18 protein-coding genes are annotated in these 17,479 nt (G+C 69.8%); 10 read left to right on the forward strand and 8 right to left on the reverse strand.

Features of this window, described 5'->3' with window-relative positions; all coding sequences use genetic code 11:
- The first annotated feature begins 169 nt into the window (after positions 1-169).
- Positions 170-1,066 carry a MarR family winged helix-turn-helix transcriptional regulator gene (locus AB0E94_RS39870; protein ID WP_360337285.1) on the forward strand — a complete coding sequence of 299 codons (897 nt, stop codon included), beginning with the start codon at positions 170-172 and terminating at the stop codon, positions 1,064-1,066.
- On the opposite strand, the gene AB0E94_RS39875 is transcribed toward AB0E94_RS39870, so the two are convergent.
- From AB0E94_RS39875 to AB0E94_RS39900, 6 genes are all read right to left on the reverse strand, one after another.
- Positions 1,042-2,208, reverse strand: coding sequence for an NAD-dependent formate dehydrogenase (locus AB0E94_RS39875; RefSeq protein ID WP_360337287.1), 1,167 nt, complete (start codon positions 2,206-2,208; stop codon positions 1,042-1,044). The genes AB0E94_RS39870 and AB0E94_RS39875 overlap by 25 nt on opposite strands.
- 99 nt (positions 2,209-2,307) lie before the next feature.
- On the reverse strand, positions 2,308-3,237 hold the full coding sequence (locus AB0E94_RS39880) for a LysR family transcriptional regulator (RefSeq protein ID WP_360337289.1): 930 nt from the start codon (positions 3,235-3,237) through the stop codon (positions 2,308-2,310).
- Positions 3,238-3,241: 4 nt separating this feature from the next.
- Complete coding sequence (locus AB0E94_RS39885) at positions 3,242-4,648, reverse strand: tagaturonate reductase (RefSeq protein ID WP_360337291.1); 1,407 nt, start codon at positions 4,646-4,648, stop codon at positions 3,242-3,244.
- Between the two features lie 61 nt (positions 4,649-4,709).
- Positions 4,710-5,057 (reverse strand): hypothetical protein, encoded by a 348-nt coding sequence (locus AB0E94_RS39890; RefSeq protein ID WP_360337293.1) that lies wholly within the window; start codon positions 5,055-5,057, stop codon positions 4,710-4,712.
- A gap of 142 nt (positions 5,058-5,199) precedes the next feature.
- Entirely contained in the window at positions 5,200-6,372 is a 1,173-nt protein-coding gene (locus tag AB0E94_RS39895; RefSeq protein ID WP_360337295.1) for an FAD-dependent oxidoreductase, read from the reverse strand.
- 85 nt (positions 6,373-6,457) lie between these two features.
- Positions 6,458-7,411 carry an RNA polymerase sigma-70 factor gene (locus tag AB0E94_RS39900; protein WP_360337297.1) on the reverse strand — a complete coding sequence of 318 codons (954 nt, stop codon included), beginning with the start codon at positions 7,409-7,411 and terminating at the stop codon, positions 6,458-6,460.
- Between the two features lie 47 nt (positions 7,412-7,458).
- On the opposite strand from AB0E94_RS39900, the gene AB0E94_RS39905 reads away from it, so the two are divergent.
- The 7 genes from AB0E94_RS39905 to efeB all read left to right on the forward strand — a co-directional run bounded on the left by AB0E94_RS39905 (position 7,459) and on the right by efeB (position 13,613).
- Positions 7,459-7,794, forward strand: coding sequence for a metalloregulator ArsR/SmtB family transcription factor (locus AB0E94_RS39905; RefSeq protein ID WP_360337299.1), 336 nt, complete (start codon positions 7,459-7,461; stop codon positions 7,792-7,794).
- Positions 7,794-8,414, forward strand: coding sequence for a cation transporter (locus AB0E94_RS39910; RefSeq protein ID WP_360337301.1), 621 nt, complete (start codon positions 7,794-7,796; stop codon positions 8,412-8,414). Before AB0E94_RS39905 ends, AB0E94_RS39910 begins: the two co-directional genes overlap by 1 nt.
- 51 nt (positions 8,415-8,465) lie before the next feature.
- Complete coding sequence (locus AB0E94_RS39915; RefSeq protein ID WP_360337303.1) at positions 8,466-9,389, forward strand: cation diffusion facilitator family transporter; 924 nt, start codon at positions 8,466-8,468, stop codon at positions 9,387-9,389.
- Between the two features lie 460 nt (positions 9,390-9,849).
- On the forward strand, positions 9,850-10,224 hold the full coding sequence (locus tag AB0E94_RS39920) for a BlaI/MecI/CopY family transcriptional regulator (protein ID WP_360337305.1): 375 nt from the start codon (positions 9,850-9,852) through the stop codon (positions 10,222-10,224).
- 127 nt (positions 10,225-10,351) lie between these two features.
- A complete protein-coding gene (gene efeU, locus AB0E94_RS39925) occupies positions 10,352-11,185 on the forward strand; it encodes an iron uptake transporter permease EfeU (RefSeq protein ID WP_360337307.1) in 834 nt (277 codons plus the stop codon).
- A gap of 29 nt (positions 11,186-11,214) precedes the next feature.
- Positions 11,215-12,354, forward strand: a complete 1,140-nt coding sequence (gene efeO, locus AB0E94_RS39930; RefSeq protein ID WP_360337309.1) for an iron uptake system protein EfeO — start codon at positions 11,215-11,217, stop codon at positions 12,352-12,354.
- A complete protein-coding gene (efeB, locus tag AB0E94_RS39935) occupies positions 12,351-13,613 on the forward strand; it encodes an iron uptake transporter deferrochelatase/peroxidase subunit (RefSeq protein WP_360337311.1) in 1,263 nt (420 codons plus the stop codon). The genes efeO and efeB overlap by 4 nt, the downstream gene beginning before the upstream one ends.
- A gap of 112 nt (positions 13,614-13,725) precedes the next feature.
- Here the strand turns inward: efeB and AB0E94_RS39940 are convergent, their stop codons facing one another.
- Positions 13,726-14,421 carry a DUF4253 domain-containing protein gene (locus tag AB0E94_RS39940; protein ID WP_360337313.1) on the reverse strand — a complete coding sequence of 232 codons (696 nt, stop codon included), beginning with the start codon at positions 14,419-14,421 and terminating at the stop codon, positions 13,726-13,728.
- Positions 14,422-14,449: 28 nt separating this feature from the next.
- A complete protein-coding gene (locus AB0E94_RS39945) occupies positions 14,450-15,376 on the reverse strand; it encodes a hypothetical protein (RefSeq protein ID WP_360337315.1) in 927 nt (308 codons plus the stop codon).
- A 124-nt stretch (positions 15,377-15,500) separates the two neighbouring features.
- Between AB0E94_RS39945 and AB0E94_RS39950 the strand changes: the two genes are divergently transcribed.
- Both AB0E94_RS39950 and AB0E94_RS39955 read left to right on the forward strand, forming a co-directional pair.
- Complete coding sequence (locus tag AB0E94_RS39950; RefSeq protein WP_360337317.1) at positions 15,501-16,715, forward strand: threonine/serine exporter family protein; 1,215 nt, start codon at positions 15,501-15,503, stop codon at positions 16,713-16,715.
- A 41-nt stretch (positions 16,716-16,756) separates the two neighbouring features.
- Entirely contained in the window at positions 16,757-17,473 is a 717-nt protein-coding gene (locus tag AB0E94_RS39955) for an HAD-IA family hydrolase (protein WP_360337319.1), read from the forward strand.
- Positions 17,474-17,479 lie beyond the last annotated feature (6 nt).

The following is a 17,479-nucleotide window of genomic DNA, read 5'->3' on the forward strand; positions in this document are numbered from 1 at the left end:
TGTGCGCCTGTTGTCGTTGGGGCGAGGGTGAAATCGCACATTGCCGCATTGTGTGCGCTGGTCGTCGCCCGAAACGATCCGAAATGGCGAAACTCGAGGGGCACACCCGTCTCGCCGAACTCCACAAGATCGGGAGAATTACCTGACCTAGGTCAGGTAATCTCGGCGGATGGAGCTGGATCTGATCGACCAGGTACGCGACTTCAACCGCTTCTACACCCAGCGCCTGGGCCTGCTCACCGACAGCTACCTCGGCAGTGACCGGGCGCTCGGCCCGTCCCGGCTGCTCTGGGAGATCGGCGACCGGCGGGATCTTCGCGAGCTGCGTGACCAGCTCGGTCTCGACTCGGGCTACCTGAGCAGGCTTCTGCGCGGCCTGGAGGAGCAGGGCCTGGTCCAGGTCGTCCCCCATCCCGGCGACGGCCGCGCCAGGATCGCCGAGCTCACCGAGGCCGGCCGGCGGGAACGTGACACGCTCGACCAGCGATCACGCGCCGACGTCGTCGCCCTGCTCGGTGGGCTCGACCCCGAGCAGCAGGAGGAGCTGGCGGCCGCCCAGAAGCAGGTCCGGCGACTGCTCCGCCTGGCGACCATCACGATCACGCCCGTGCCGGCCGACGATCCGGAGGCGTGGCGCTGCCTGAAGCGGTATGCGGCCGAACTGGCGGCACTCTTCCCGGAAGGCTACGACCAGGCGACCCTGACCAGGCCCGAAGACCTGACCGGCCGCCTGCTGCTGGCCCGCGAACACGGCGAACCGATCGGCTGCGGCGCCTGGTCCCGGCTGGGCCCGCGCACCGCGGAGATCCGGCACCTGTGGATCGATGCCAAGGCACGCGGGCTCGGCCTGGGCCGACGCCTCCTGCACCGGCTGGAAACCGACGCCGCGACTCAAGGCGTCGACACCATCCGGCTCGGAACCCACCGCACGCTGGGCGAAGCGATAGCGCTCTACCGCAGCAGCGGCTATGTCGAGATCGACTCCTACAGCGACTCGCCCTACAACCAGCTCTCCTTCGAGAAGAAGCAGCAAGCCGTCGGTCAGGACGGTGTGGTGGTGGAGTAGGAGTGAGCGCCGGTGCCGGCCAGGGCGCCTCCGTCGACGATCAGGTACTCGTCGCGGATCGGGGTGCCGGCCAGCCAGTTCTCCAGGATCTCGCGGGTGCCAGCCGCGTAGCGGGCCTGCGCGGACAGCGACGAGCCGGAGATGTGCGGGGTCATCCCGTGGTGCGGCATGCTGCGCCACGGGTGGTCGGCCGGGGCCGGCTGCGGATACCAGACGTCGCCCGCGTAACCGGCGAGGTGGCCGGACCGCAGCGCCTGGTCGACGGCGTCCCGGTCGGCGATCCTGGCGCGCGCGGTGTTGATCAGGTACGTGCCGCGTTTCATCGTGGCGATCAGTTTCTCGTCGAACAGGCCCTCGGTCTCCGGGTGCAACGGCGCGTTGACGGTGACGACGTCACAGTGCGGGACCATGTCGGCGGCCGACTCGTGCCAGATCAGGCCCAGCTCGTTCTCCACCTCGGCCGGCAGCCGGTGGCGGTCGGTGTAGTGCAGCTGCACGTCGAACGGGTGCAGCCGGCGCAGCACTGCCAGTCCGATGCGGCCGGCGGCGACCGTACCGATGTGCATGCCTTCAAGGTCGTAAGAGCGGGCGACGCAGTCGGCGATGTTCCAGCCGCCGTCCCGGACCACCTGGTGTGCCGGCAGGTAGTTGCGGACCAGGCCGAGGATCATCATGACGACGTGTTCGGCGACGCTGATGCTGTTGCAGTAGGTGACCTCGGCGACCGTGATGTCGTGGGCGATCGCGGCGTCGAGGTCGACGTGGTCGGAGCCGATGCCGGCGGTGATCGCCAGTTTCAGCTTCGGGGCCCGGGCGATCCGGTCGGCGGTCAGGTAGGCGGGCCAGAACGGCTGCGAGATCACCACGTCGGCGTCGGCCAGCTCGCGGTCGAACACCGAGCCGTCGCCGTCCTTGTCGCTGGTCACGACCAGGGTGTGCCCGGCCGCCTCGAGGAAGCGGCGCAGCCCGAGCTCGCCGGAGACGCTGCCGAGCAGATGCCCGGGAGTGAAGTCGATGCCGGCGGGTGTGGGCGCGGTCTGCCCGCCGGGGTAGCTGTCGATGCGCGGGATGTCGTCACGGGCGTACGCGGTCGGGTATCCGTCGGCCGGGTCGTCGTACAGCACGCACAGCACCTTTGCCATGGTGGCGGCTCCTTCGGTGGTGGAGGAATGTCGTTCCACCGTCGGGCCGGGCATAGCCGCTGGTCAAAGCGTTAGTCGCTATCGGTTGATAGACGGTGGCTATCTGCGCTGGAGATGCCGCTTCACCAGGGTGTCGAGTTGCCCACGCAGGTCGACCCGGCCGGCCACGTCCAGCAGCGCGCGGATCAGGGCCGGTTCGAAGTCACGTTCGGCGAGGACCAGGCCGATCCGGGGGCGGCGGGGCTGGCCGCGCATCGGGATGATCCGCATGCCGTCCGGCACGCCGAAGGTCTGCAACCAGGCGTGCGCGATCACCGTGGACCACTGGTGGGTGGCGATGTGGGCGTACAGGGCGCCGACGGTGTCGGTCTCGACCGCGGGGACCGGCACGGCGCCTTCGGCTGCGAACAGTTCGTCGAGGATGCGCCGGTTCCGCATCCGTGGGCTGAGCAGGCACAGCGGCAGGGTGGCCACCTCCGCCCAGGTCACGGCGTCCCGGTCGGCGTACGTCCCGTCGTCCGGGGTCAGCAGCAGGTAGCGTTCCTCGTACAGCGGGATCGTCCGCATGCCGGTCAGGGTCTCGTCCTCCAGATAGGTGAGGGCGACGTCCATCTCGAACTCCGACAGCAGCCGGGCCACCTGCGGCGACGACACCGACTCCAGCGACACCCGGACCCGCGGATGCCCGGCACACAGTGGCGTGGTCAGCAGCGACGCGGCGGTCAGCGCGGTCGGGATGGCGCCGAGCCGCAGCGTGCCGGTCAGCCCGTCGCGCATCGCCGACAGGTCCTGGCGCAGCGCTTCGGCGTCGGCGAGGATCCGGTGCGCCCACCGCAGCACCCGCTCGCCCTCCGGCGTCAGCCCGGCGAAACGCCTGCCCCGCTGCACGATGGGTACGCCGAGATCGTGCTCCAGCCGCCGGATGGCGGCCGACAGCGAGGGCTGCGACACGTGACAGGCGGCCGCCGCCCGGGCGAAGTGCCGCTCCCGGGCCAGGGCGGCGAGATATTCCAGCTCACGTAACAGCACCGGGTCAGCTTAGGAGCGCCTTCTCCGGGCCGAGATCGAGCAGTCTGCGGACCTGCTCGGCGGTCTGGGTGGCGAGCCGGTCCCGTTCCGGATCGGACAGATCCCAGCCCAGCGTGCGCAGCGTCCCGGCGACCCACCGCAGCGGATCGGCCGGGTCGAAGCCGGCCCGGATCCGGGCCACCACGTCCGCGTCGTCGCGCACCGGCACGTCACCGAGCGCCCCGGCGTATCCGGTGAGCAGCGCGGCCAGGGCGAACGTGGTCAGCGGCGCGGTCCCGGTGGCACGCCAGACCGGCAGGTTGCGGGTCTGCCACTTGGCGGTGGCGTTGAGGGCGATGTCGGCCAGCCGGTGATCCAGGGCGGGGTTGGCGATGCGTTCGAGGATGGCTTCGGCGTACCGCTGAAGGTCCGCGGGCTTTCCCGGCAGAGCCGGCAGGACCTCGTCGGTGAGCAGGCGGCGCGCATAACCGCCGGCGACCGGATGGGCCATCGCCTCGCTGACGCTTCGGCAGCCCAGGGCGGGTGCGACGGCGGCCAGTGCGGTGTGCGCGCCATTGAGGATCGAGACCTTCTTCTGGCGGTACGGGCGAACGTCGCTCAGAAACTCAACCGGCAGGCCGGCCCGGTCGAGGGGGAACTCGTGGCGGATCGCGTCGTCGCCGGCGATCGCCCAGCTCGCGTAGTGCTCGGCGCGGACGTCGAGGCCGCCGGGCTCGACGGTGCCGGGGACGATGCGGTCCACCATGGTGTCGTAGAACCGGCAGTGGCCGGCGATCCAGTGTTCGAAGCCGGATGCGAAGGTGGCGTGCCGGGCGTGCCGCAGGATCGCGGCCCGCAGAGCCTGGCCGTTGTCCTCGATGAGCTCGCACGGCAGGAACGACAGCGCCCGGCCGGGGTCGCCGTCGAAGTGCCGCCAGCGTTCGTGCAGCAACGCGGTCATCTTGGCCGGGAAGGAGGCCGGCGGCCGGGCGGCAGGGTCCTCGTCGAGGTAGACGATGCCGGCGTCGGTGGTGTTGGAGACGACCAGGCGCAGGTCGGGCTGCCGGGCGATGGCGAGGCAGGCGTCCCAGTCGTCGTGGGCGCTGGCGTACTGCCGGACCACGTCGACGCGCGTGGTCTCGGTGAACGGCACGCCGTCCCGGGTGCCGTCGAGCACCACGTTGAAGCCGCCGGTGATCCGGTCCGCCTGCGGGTCGTGGCGCGGGGTCACGCGCATGACGGCCACGCCATGGTGCAGGACTCCGGCGTCGTTGCCTTTCTGGATCATCCAGTCGGCGAACCCGCGCAGGAAGTTGCCCGCACCGATCTGCAGGACTCTCGTCGGCAGGCTCACGCGTGGCCTCTCCTCCCGATGGACGCGGCCGGAAGGCCACGTGTGACAGTGCCGTGCAAACGTTCCCACAATTTCCATCGATGCGAAAGGCGCATTTCACCAAGACCCGGACGGCCGTTTCGTGGGACCCGCTGCCGGCTTACGGGACGGCTTCGGCCGAGGTGGCGGGAGTGCGGACTCGCGAGCGCCACAGCACGCTGACCAGAGCCGATATCGAGAGCAGCGACAGGAAGGGGTGAAGAAGCAGGAGGTCGACCCGGATGTTGAAGCCCTTACCCGTCAGGTGGGCTTCCCACAGGGCGTAGAGCACCCACAGGACGGCCACCGCGAAGCAGGGCCAGGACCGGGATGCGATCGGCAGCCGACGCGTGCGGGCGACGAGGGCCAGGACTCCCACCACAGCGAAGGCTCCGGCGACCATGAGGACGCGGTCCGGCCGCTCCACCAGAGCGGGATGGATCATCAGGAACTCGACGAACTCTCCCACCGGTGCCACTCCTCAGCGCAATTGAAGGTTGACGGTACGGCACACCAGCAAGGATCCAAGATCACCAAACCGAATTTCCGAGGGCCCGGCGGCAGGCCCTCGGACGGTCGCGTCACTCGGTGCGGGCAGGCAGGTCGTCCGGTCAGACGGCGACCGGCGCCGGCGCTGTGGCCGGGTGGATGCGGCGGCGACGGGACGGGAGCATCGAGGTCGGGTGGGACATGCTCCAGGCCGCGGCCCGGCAGATCAGCTCCTTGACGCGGGCGGCCGACCGGCCGGTGACTGCGGACGGCTTGGGCTTGTCGTCCGGGGTCACCCACTGCACGATGCCGTCGCGGCGGCCGAGACTGATGCACTGGGCGGTGTAGCCGATCCGGTTCGGCGGGACCGGGCGGCCGGTCAGGCGGGCGGCGATGGCGTCGGCCGCGTGGTACGCCGACGGGACCCCCGACGCGCACGACATCCGCAGTGGGGTGCCGTTCACGCCGTGGGCCTGCGCGGCGTCGCCGACGGCGTACACGTCGGGGTGCGAGACCGACCGCATGGTGTCGTCGACGACGATCTGCCCGGTCGCCGAGACGTCGAGAGTGGTCGCCGCGGCCAGCGGGTGGACGGCGAAACCCGCGGTCCACACCGTCACCAGCGCCGGGATCGACCGGCCGCCGGCGGTGGTCACGTGATCGGGTTCGACCGCCTCGACCGCGGTGTGCTCCAGCACGGTGATGCCGAGCCGGTCGAACGCCGTACGCAGATGATGTTGTGCCTTCTCCCCCAGCCAGTCGCCGAGCCCGCCGCGGGCGGCCAGCGAGACGTGCAGGTCGGGCCGGGTCTCGGCGATCTCGGTGACCGCTTCGATGCCGGTCAGGCCACCGCCGACCACCAGCACCGGATCGCCCGCGGCCAACTCGGCCAGGCGGTCGCGCAGCCGCTGCGCGGACCGCTTTCCGGCAAGGTCGTAGGCGTGCTCGCCGCCGCCGTCGGCGGCGGCGCTGCCGAGGGCATAGATCAGGGTGTCGTAGGCGATCTCGGCGGGTCCGCCGGCGTCGATGATCTTTACGGTACGGGCGTCCGCGTCCACCGCGGCGACCCGGCCGATCCGCACCCGCACGCCGGTGCCGGCGAACACGTCGGTCAGGGCGCGGGGCTTCAGGTCCTGCCCGGTCGCGAGCTGGTGCATGCGGACCCGCTCGACGAACTCGGCGTCGGCGTTGACCAGGGTGATCCGCGTGTCGGCGGGGTGCAGCCGCTTCGCCAGGCGGGCGGCGGCGTTGGCTCCGGCGTACCCGGCTCCGAGGACGACGATGTGACGCTGCATAGCTGGCTCGCTTTCTCTCCGGTTCGTGGCGCCTCTTGAACCGGAGAGCGACGGGAATCCTGACACCCTCGCAGGGTGATCCAGGTCACCAGTCGGCGGCGAGTGGCGCCCCGTGTTCGGCGACGGCCCACTGCCGGCGTACGCGTTCGAGCTTGGCCGGGTTGACCTGGGCGTGGACGGCCGCGATGCCGTCCGCGGTCACATCCAGGGTGACCACGCCGGCCACCCGGTCCTCGACCTCCAGCACCAGCGCGGGCATGCCGTTGACCACCGCGGCGAACAGCACCGGGCGGCCGCCGATCATCGCCCACCTGGCCTCGCTCGGCGTGAACAGGCCGGCCAGGAAACGCGCCACCCGTACCACGCCGGTGATCGGCTCAGGCAGCGAGAAGACCACGCCACCACCGTCGCCGACGCTGATCACGTCGTCGCTGAGCAGGCGCACCAGATTGTCGGTCCGGCCACTGAGCGCCGCGGCCAGGAACTCCTCGACCACCTTGCGGGCCGCCGCCGGATCGACCTCGACCCGGCGCCGGTCGGCGGCCAGGTGCTGCCGGGCCCGCCGGAGGATCTGCTGGCAGTTGGCCTCGGTCAGGTCGAGCAGTTCGGCGATCTCCGCGTGGGTGTGGCCGAACGCCTCCCGCAGCACGTACACGACACGTTCCCGGGCGGCGAGCCGCTCCAGCAGCGTGAGCATCGCGATCGAGACCGACTCACGCTGCTCGGCGGTCTCGGACGGGCCGAGCATCCGGTCGCCGGCGAGCACCGGCTCGGGCAGCCACTGACCGACGTAGGTCTCGCGGCGGGCGCGGGCCGAGGTGAGCCGGTTGAGGCAGAGGTTGGTGAGCACCTTCGTCAGCCACGCCTCGGGCGTCTCGATCAGCTCCCGATCGGCCGCCTGCCAGCGCAGATAGGTGTCCTGCACGACGTCCTCGGCGTCGCTGGCCGACCCCAGCAGGCGATACGCGATGGCCTCCAGACGTGGACGGGCGCCCTCGAACAGCTCGACCTCACGCGTATCGACTCCCACGAGCCGCATTCAACCACGACCCCACCCCACGACAGTACAGAATTCGCTGTACTGTCGTGAGCATGGAGATGTTGACGCACGGCTCGGTGCTGGCCCGTTTCGGTCATGCGCTGTCCGACCCGACCCGGGCCCGGCTGCTGCTCGCGCTACGTGAAGGGCCGGGTTATCCGGCTGAGCTGGCCGATCTGCTCGGCTGCACCCGGCAGAAACTGTCCAACCACCTGACGTGTCTGCGTGGTTGTGGACTGGTGGTCGCCGTGCCCGAGGGCCGCCGGGTCCGCTACGAGCTCGCCGATCCGCGGCTCGCGCACGCGCTGGGTGACCTGCTCGGCCTGGTGCTGGCCGTCGACCCGGAGATCTGCGCCGACTCGGCCGGGAAGGGCTGCTGCTGATGACCGGCCTGACCCTGGACCGGCGTGCGGTGCTGACCCGGCGGGTGCGATGGCTGGTGGCGGCGACCATCACCTACAACGTGGTCGAAGCGGTCGTCGCCATCACCGCGGGCACGATCGCGTCGTCGACGGCGCTGATCGGATTCGGGCTCGACTCGATCATCGAGGTGTCGTCGGCGGCCGCGGTGGCATGGCAGTTCTCCGGGCGTGACCCCGAGCGGCGGGAGAGGGCGGCGCTGCGGGTCATCGCGGTCTCGTTCTTCGCGCTGGCCGCCTACGTCACCGTCGAATCCGTGCGGGCGCTCGCCGGCGGGGCGGAGGCCGGGCACTCCACGATCGGGCTCGTCCTGGCCGCCGTCTCGCTCGCGGTGATGCCGGGACTCTCCTACGCGCAGCGGCGGGCCGGGCGCGAACTCGGGTCACGGTCCGCGGTCGCCGACTCGAAGCAGACGCTGCTGTGCACGTACCTCTCGGCGGTGTTGTTGATCGGTCTTGCTCTGAACAGCGTCTTCGGGTGGTCCTGGGCCGACCCGGTCGCCGCCCTGGTCATCGCGGCCGTCGCGATCAAGGAGGGCCGGGAGGCCTGGCGCGGCGACGCCTGCGCCTGCGCGCACTGCTGATGATATATAGTGGTGTACGCATATGAGCATGGTTCAGCGAGAGGGCAGGTCATGGGACACGGGCACAGCCACGACCACGGCGCGGTCACGGCCACCGGGCAGCACCGCGGGGCGCTGACCGCCGCACTCGGGGTCTCCGTGGTCGTCTTCGCGGTCCAGGTGGCCGGCGCCGCGATCACCGGCAGTCTCGCGCTGCTCGCCGACGCCGGGCATGTGCTCGCCGACGCCGGCGGAGTCGCCCTCGCCCTCGGCGCGACCCTGCTGGCCGCCCGGCCCGCCAGTGGACGCCGCACGTTCGGCTGGGCGCGGGCCGAGATCCTCGCCGCCGCCGTCAACGGCCTCGTGCTGGCCGGCATGGGCGTCTACGTCTTCGTCGAGGGCATCCGTCGCCTGATCGAGCCGGCCCCGGTCGCCGCCGGCGGGATGGCGATCTTCGCCCTGATCGGCCTGGCCGGCAACCTGATCGGCGTCGCCCTGCTCTACCGTGCCCGCGAGGCCAGCCTCAACATGCGCGGCGCGTTCCTGGAGGTCGCGACCGACGCGGTCACCTCGGTCGGTGTGCTCGCGGCGGCCGCGGTGATCGCCCTGACCGGTTTCACCCGCGCCGACGCCATCGTGTCCATCCTGATCGGCCTGATCATCGCCCCGCGCGCGGTGAAACTGCTGCGCGAGGCGGTCAACGTGCTGCTCGAAGCCGCGCCCGCCGACGTCGACCTGGACGAGATCCGCGAGCACATCACCGAACTCGACCACGTCACCGGGGTCCACGACCTGCACGTCTACACGGTCACGTCAGGCCTGCCGGTGCTGACCGCCCACGTCGTCGTCGACGACTCGTGCTTCCACGACGGCCACGCCCCGCAACTGCTCGACCGGTTGCAGACCTGCCTGGCCGGCCACTTCGACGTCGAACACTCCACGTTCCAGCTCGAGCCGGCCGGCCACGCCGGACACGAGCACCCCACCCACCACTGACCTCTTTCAGCCGGTCGCCAGCGCGCGGCCGCCAGACTCGGTCGCCGGTGTTCGGCCGGCGTGGTCGCCGGCGCGCGACGACCAGCGCACACAATGCGGCAACGTGCGATTTCACCCTCGCCGGGACGACGACCGGCGCACACGGACGGCACAACGTGTGCGCCGGTCGTCGTCAGAGCGAAGCAGACGCACGCAATCGGCGAACGTGTGCGCTGACCACCGCTCCGGCTGGTGGACCCGTCCTCGGCAGTCCGCTTCCGGCATCACCCCTGGGCGGCCATGGGCCTCGCGGTGATCTCGCGGAGTCTCGTTGAGGATGACACTGACCAGGAACTCACTTCGGCTTCGGCCCTGACCTGCAATGTCGCTGCCCGAATGGCGAAACTCGAGCTGTCGGGTTTCGGCAAGATCCGGCACCCGTTCGTGCGGGTGGATGTCGATGCGCCGTTATGCTTCGCGCGTGCCGCACGATGACGAGGGGAACCCGGCGCGCCGGCCGGCCGGGGCGCTCGAAGCCGACATCCTGCGTGTCCTGGTGGGCGCGAGTGAGCCGCTCACCCCACGGGACGTGCTCGATCGGCTGCGGCTGCCGTTGTCGTACAGCACGGTGGTGACGATTTTGACCCGCATGCACGACAAGGGCATGGCGGCCCGCTATCGCGACGGGCGGTCGTTCCGGTATGCGCCGCTCACCGACGAGGCGTCGGTGGCGGCCGAGCGGATGAACGCGGCTCTCGGCGCCGGCCAGGATCGGGCAAGTGTGCTGCGGCGTTTCGTGGCCGCGCTTCAGCCCGGTGACGAGGAATTGTTGCGCCGCCTGCTCAGCGAAGACTGACGACCGACCTTCCAGCACTGATCACCCCGCCCGAGGTGGGGCGGACGACCCTGGACAGTGAGGCTAGCCAACCCTAATCTACAGTCTGTAGGAGCAAGGTTAGGCAAGCCTCAGCTGAGAGGGACTCATGCTCGCCACCTACCTCATCGGCCTACGCGAAGGGCTGGAGGCCACCCTGGTGGTCAGCATCCTGGTCGCCTTCCTCGTCAAAGCCGACCGCAAGGACCGGCTCCCCCAGGTCTGGGCCGGCGTCGGACTCGCCGTCGCCCTGTCCGTCGGGTTCGGAGCGCTCCTCAGCTACACCTCCACCACCCTGCTGCGCGACTACGACCAGCGTGAGCTGTTCGAGGCCATCACGTCCATCCTGGCCGTCGTCTTCGTCACCTGGATGATCTTCTGGATGCGACGGGCCGCCCGCACCATCGCCGGTGAACTGCGCGGCCGGCTCGCCGACGCGCTCGCCGTCGGCTCGATCGCGGTCGCCGTGATGGCCTTCCTCTCCGTGGTCCGCGAAGGACTCGAAACGTCGCTGATCTTCTACTCCGCGGTGCAGGGCGCGAACGTCAACGGCGGGCCGCTGCTGGCCCTGCTCGGCGGCATCGCCACCGCGATCGTGATCGGCATCCTGATGTACGCGACAGCCGTCCGGATCAACCTCACGGTCTTCTTCACCATCACCGGCGTGCTGTTGATCCTGGTCGCCGCCGGCATCGGCAAGTACGGCGTCCACGACCTGCAGGAATCCGGCGTCCTACCGGGACTCAACACCCTCGCCTACGACGTCAGCGGCACCCTCGACCCGTCCGCCTGGTACACGGCCCTGCTCACCGGCATGTTCAACATCACGCCCACGGCCACCGTCGTCGAGACCCTCGTCTGGTTCGCGTACGCCGTACCCGTGCTGCTGCTCTTCCTGCGTCCCACCGGCCGTAAGCAGGCCGCAGTCCCTGCACCGCAGTAACCTCCCGTACCGCAGCAATAGGAGAAACCGTGCGCCCTTCGCATATCCTCGCCGCTCTGACCGCCGGGTCGCTCGGCCTGTCGCTCGCCGCGTGCAGCGGCGGCGACGCCGCCACGGACACCGCCGCTGCCGGCGGGCCGATCACGGTCAAGGCCACCGACACCGCCTGCGAGGTCGCCAAGACCCAGGTGGACGCCGGGACCAGCGTCTTCGCCATCACCAACGGCGGCCAGAAGGTCACCGAGTTCTATGTGTACGCCCCAGGCGATCGCGTGATGGCCGAGGTGGAGAACATCGCCCCCGGCCTGTCCCGCAACCTGCACGTCGAACTGCCGGCCGGCACCTACGAGACGGCCTGCAAGCCCGGGATGATCGGCAAGGGCATCCGGGGCCAGCTGACCGTCTCCGGCTCGGCCGCCCCGCTCACCGACGACGCCGCGCTGCTGGCCGCGACCGACAGCTACTCCCGCTACGTCAAGAGCCAGACCGCGGCGCTGCTGGAGAAGACCACCGAGTTCGTCAAGCTCGTCAAGGACGGCGACGTCGCCGGCGCGAAGGCGATGTTCCCGATCGCCCGCACCTACTGGGAGCGCATCGAGCCGGTCGCCGAGATCTTCGGTGACCTGGACCCGCGCATCGACGGCCGCGAGGAGGTCACCGAGGAGGGCCTGAAGTTCGGTGGCTTCCACAAGATCGAGCAAGACCTCTGGCAGAAGAACGACATCTCCCAGTCCGGCCCGATCGCCGACCAGCTCCTGACCGACGTCAAGGAGATCGTCACCAAGGCCGACGCCGAGAAGCTGTCCCCGCTCCAGCTCGCCAACGGCGCGAAGGCGCTGCTCGACGAGGTCGCCGCCGGGAAGATCACCGGCGAGGAGGACCGCTACTCGCACACCGACCTGTGGGACTTCAACGCCAACGTCGACGGTTCGAAGGCGGCCATCGCGTCGCTGCGCCCGGTCCTCGAGGAGCGCGACCCGGCGCTGGTCAAGACCCTCGACACCGAGTTCGCCAACGTCGACGCGGCGCTGGCCAAGCACCGGTCCGGTGACGGCTGGAAGTTGCACACCGACCTGTCGCAGGCCGACCTCAAGGAACTCTCCGACGCGATCAACGCCCTCGCCGAACCGATCAGCCAGGTGGCGGCCGTGGTCGCCAAGAAGGCATGAGCCGGGTCTCGCGGCGCCGCGCCCTCACCCTTGCCGGGGTGGGGGCCGCCGGCCTGGCCGGCGCCGCCGCACTCACCCAGGTCAAGGACGAACCGGAACTCACGGCGGCCGCCGCGGCCACCGACGCGGTCGCGTTCACCGGCGCCAACCAGGCCGGGATCGTCACCCCCGCCCAGGACCGGCTGCACTTCGTCGCCTTCGACGTCGTCACCAAGGACCGCGACCGGCTGATCAAGCTGCTCAAGGACTGGACCGCGGCCGCCGCCCGGATGACCGCCGGAAAGGACGCCGGCGCGATCGGCGCGGTCAACGGCATCCCGGAGGCCCCGCCCGACGACACCGGTGAGGCGATCGGACTGCCGCCGTCCGGGCTCACCATCACCATCGGGTTCGGGCCCACCCTGTTCCGTGACGCGACCGGCAAAGACCGGTTCGGGCTGGCCGCGCACCTGCCGCCGGCGCTCGAACCGCTGCCGAAATTCACCGGCGACACCATCGACGACGCCATCTCCGGTGGCGACATCGCCATCCAGGCCTGCGCCAACGACCCGCAGGTGGCGGTGCACGCCATCCGTAACCTGGCCCGGATCGGGATGGGCGCGGTCAGCGTCCGCTGGTCACAGCTCGGGTTCGGGCGTACGTCGTCGACGTCCACCGGGCAGGACACGCCGCGCAACCTGTTCGGGTTCAAGGACGGCACCCGCAACCTCAAGGCCGAACAGACCGACCTGCTGCGTGAGCACCTGTGGGTGCAGCCCGGCGACGGCCCGGACTGGCTGGCCGGCGGCTCCTACCTGGTCACCCGCAAGATCCGGATGCTGATCGAGACGTGGGACCGGTCGCCACTGGCCGAGCAGGAGATGATCATCGGCCGGACGAAGGGCACCGGCGCGCCGATGGGCATGACCGGCGAGTTCGACGAGGTCGACTTCGACTCGGTCGGCGCCGACGGGCAGCCGCTGCTGGCGACGACGTCGCACGTACGGCTCGCCCATCCGCAGACCAACGGCAACGCCCGGATGCTGCGGCGCGGGTACAACTTCGTCGACGGCTCCGACGGGCTCGGCCGGCTCAACGCGGGGCTGTTCTTCATCGCCTACCAGCGTGACCCGCGGAAGGCGTTCATCCCGGTCCAGCGCAGCCTGGCCGCCAGCGACGAGATGAACGAATACGTCCGGCACGTCTCCACCGGCATCTTCGCCTGCCCACCCGGCCTCACCGGCGACACCGACTTCTGGGGAAGCGCCCTGTTCGCCTGACCGCCTACGATCTCACGATGGGCTCGACGGGAATGCCGGCCGAGCGGCTGGCGCGGGCGGGCATCCACGGGGCGCCGCCGAGACGATCCGGGCCACGCTGGCGCCATTCCGGTCACGGCCGGTTGTACAGCCTCCAGTGGTCGAGCTCCATCAAGGCCCGGGCGTAGGCGCGGATTGAGGTGCCCGCCGTCAGCCCGGCGACTCCCACGTGTTCGGCCGCCAGGCGTTCGGCGTCGGCCGGGTCGGCCGGTCGGCCGGGCACGGTGAAACCACAGGCCAGGCCGATCACCGTGGGCTCCGCCCGATACCTCTCGAACCATGACCGGGCCGCGCTCAGCATCACTTCCGGTCGCTGCCCCAAAAGGGCGGCATACCCGTTGACGTACGCGAAAGCCGCCCACGGTTCGGGCCGGGGAACGATGACGAGCGCTTCGGGTACGCCGAACGACTCCACGTCGTACGAGTCGAGGTAGTAGCCCTCCTCCCCGGTCCCGAGGATCTCCGGGTCCCGCCCGCGGGCGCCGGGCATCTGCGAACCCGGCCGCCGGGTCAGGAAGTCCACGACGTCGAAACTCTCCGCGCTGGTGATCAGCTCGGCGGGCGCCGGCGCGTGATGAAAGGTGGGGTCGGTGACCAGGAACGACGGCGACACCAGCACCGGATAGTGGTCGGTGAGCCCGGCGCGCGCCGTACGCCACATCTGGTGGGCGTCCCCGACGACGTCGACCACGATCACCGTCTCGTCGTGGACGGGGTACTGCTCCGCAGTATGTTTTTCGAGGCCGGCAGCCTCCAGGATCTGTCGCACCCCGTGGATGCTACGACTGCTCGTCGATCTACCTTCCACACACCATCGTCGCCGGTGGCCCGTCGCTGAGAAGGTCGCGGACGATCTCGATGACGGATCTGTGGTTCCACTCCGTTCTGGGGTACTGGCAGGCGACCCGCACAGAGATGAGGCGGTTGGGGATCGTCACGACATGCGGCGGGTTGCCGTCGAGCACGGTGGTGAACTGCTCATCCACCTGAATGACATGCACTCTGGCCGGTTGCCGGACCATGCTGTCGTTGTAGACGATCATCTCCGCGGGGATGCCCGCGATGATCCGGCCGATGGCGGCGGTCTGTAGGCCAGGCCAGGCGCCGGCGCACACAACGATGAGGACGACGGTGCCGCAGACGACGGCGCCACCTTGCAGGACGGCTGGCGCTTTCGCCAGTCGGCGCCGGATGCTCGTCATGCCGGTCGCTGACACGACGATCGCCTGAACGATCGCGAAGCTCATCGGCACCACGGTGAGCAGCAGGAGAGTGACCGTCAAGGCGACCTTCCGCCACCATGCCGGGCCCCCGAGGACATGTCGCATGACGAGGATCGAGCCGCCCGCCACCATCGGAAGCAGCGAAGGCACCATGGCCAGGAACAGCGCGGAAAGGCCGCCCTGCCACAACACGGCGGCTGCGACCGCAGAGTCGGCGAACAGACCGATCGCCACCAGCGGCACCAGCACCGGCACCGCACCCAGCAGGAATGGGAGCAGTTCCTGGAACAGTCCCCGCTCCGGGACCACCGGCGCCTCTGGCGGTTCCGGCGTGCTTTCTGGGCGGTTTTCGTCGGGGCCTTCAACGACCGGGTCGGGCTGGGGCACCGGTGACCGGCGGCATTGACGGAGAGCGACGTAGCTGCCGACGGCCGCCCCTGCCAGAGATGCCCAGGCGACGCACGCGAGACCATGCCGATGCAATCGTCCGCCACGCGCCATGCCATCAAGATAGATGAATCGGCTCGGCCCGAGGCTGGCCGAGCCGATCAGAGATCGCGCTGACACGGCAACCATTCGCGGTGGGTGATCCGCTACGCCGTGGTTCCCTCTACCTTTCCGAGCCATGGCCGAGACGACCACGACTGACCTCTGCCGGCTGCTCGGGCCGCTAACCGAGTGGCTGCTGGAGTCCAGTTTCGAGGGGACGGTGCGGTGTGCGGCGATCGTTCGGGATGTGGCGGGCGCCTATGGGCACAACGCGGAGGCGGTCTTTCTGGCCGACGCTGCGGTTGTCACCGTCGAAGGTCGGTCGCTGTCCTTTGCTCGTACGCCCGGAGTGCCTCTCCTGCATCAGGTGGCTGAGGTCAAACGGCTGCTCGGGAGGATCGAACGCTCGCAACTGTCTGCGGTGGAGGCGGCGGCCGAACTCGCTGAGATCCGGCGGGCTCCGGGGCGCTGGTCGAAGCCCTGGCAGGTGGTCGGGCTGGTCGCGTTCACCGTCGGGTTCGGCATCTCGGTGCAGGCCACCTGGCAGCAGGTCGGCGTCTCCACACTGACCGGGCTGCTGATCGGGCTGCTCGTGGTCGGCGGCAGCGGGCGTCGGCGGCTGGCCCTGATCGAACCGTTTCTGGCCTCGCTGCTGGTCACCATCGTGGTGCTTGTCATTCACCGGAACGGCCTGCTCGCCGGTGGGCCGATTCAGCTGATCGTTCCGGCGCTGTTCTACTTCATTCCCGGGGATGCGATCACCGCGAGCGCGCTGGAACTGGCCGCCAACCGCATGACCGCGGGGGCGGCTCGTCTCACGTACAGCATCGTCGTGCTTTTTGTCCTAGCCTTTGGGGCCTTGATGGCCACCGTCGTGCTCCAGATGCCGGCCGACATCCTTTTCGATGTGACGGTGCCGGGAAACCTTGGGCCGCTCGGGGTTTGGGGTGGCTGGGTGCTATTCGCAGTCGGGGTGATGCTGACGTTTTCGATGACGTTGCGGGACTTTCCCTGGGCGCTCGGGCTCGTCCTGCTCACCGCCGCGGTTGTCGAGGTGGGGACTCGTGCGCTCGGCGATCCGGCCGGGACGTTTCTCGGCGCGTTCGTGATGATGGCGGTGGCACTCTTGCTGGGGCGGCGACCCGGGTGTCCGCCTGCCTATGTGCTTTATCTGGGCGCGTTCTATGTGCTCACGCCTGGATCGCATGGGCTACGGGGGTTGGAGACGTGGATCGGCGGCCATCCGGTCCAAGGGGTGACCGGCCTTGCCGATATGACGACGCTGCTGGTGGCGATCGCGGTCGGCATGCTGGTGGCGGCCGCAACGGTCGGGCGGTTCACCCGCACCTGATGACACGCCGCGGCGCCGGCTGGCCGGGTAGGTTGCGGATCGTGGCTTTCGAGGAGCGCATTCTCGGGATTCTCTTCGACTCCGGTGGTGTCCTGATCCGGCCGGTCGGTGGTCGGTGGAATCCTCGGTTCGATTTCGCGGAGATCCTGCTGGCGCATCATCCGCAGGTACGGGTCGAGCTCCTCCCGGAAGCGTTCGACGCCGGTGAGCTCCTCATCGGATCTGAAGCCGAATCGTTCAGCCGAGCCGACTACCACCGCGCGATGCTGCGTGTGCTGGGCATCGCCGATCCGTCGCCGGAACTTCTGCACGAACTGGAGGCGCCGCCCGCCCGGCCCGCCGTCGAACCCTTTCCCGAGACGCGTGCCGTTCTCGATCAGTTGCGCGCCTCGGGACTGCCGATGTGTGTCGTCTCCGACAACTGGGCCAGTCTGGAGGACGTGTACCGGAGTTTGGATCTCCACGAGTACTTCGCCGGCTTCGTGATCTCGGAGGTGCTCGGCTGCCGGAAACCGGACCCGCGCATGTACGCGGCGGGAAGCGACCTGTTGGGCCTGCCCCCGGCCGTCTGCCTGTTCGTCGACGACGACCCGGAACTGGTCGAGGCCGCCGTCGAACTCGGATACCAGGGCATCGCTGTCACCCGCAGCGGTGAGCCACCCGTCACGGTTCCATCGATCGCGGCCTTGACCGAACTGCCGCCCGTCCTGCGCCTGACATCGTGCCCGCCCTCAGGCAACGCAGCGAACCACGACTGAGTCGCC

The sequence above is a fragment of the Actinoplanes sp. NPDC026670 genome (genome assembly GCF_040638175.1).
Taxonomy (GTDB): domain Bacteria; phylum Actinomycetota; class Actinomycetes; order Mycobacteriales; family Micromonosporaceae; genus Actinoplanes.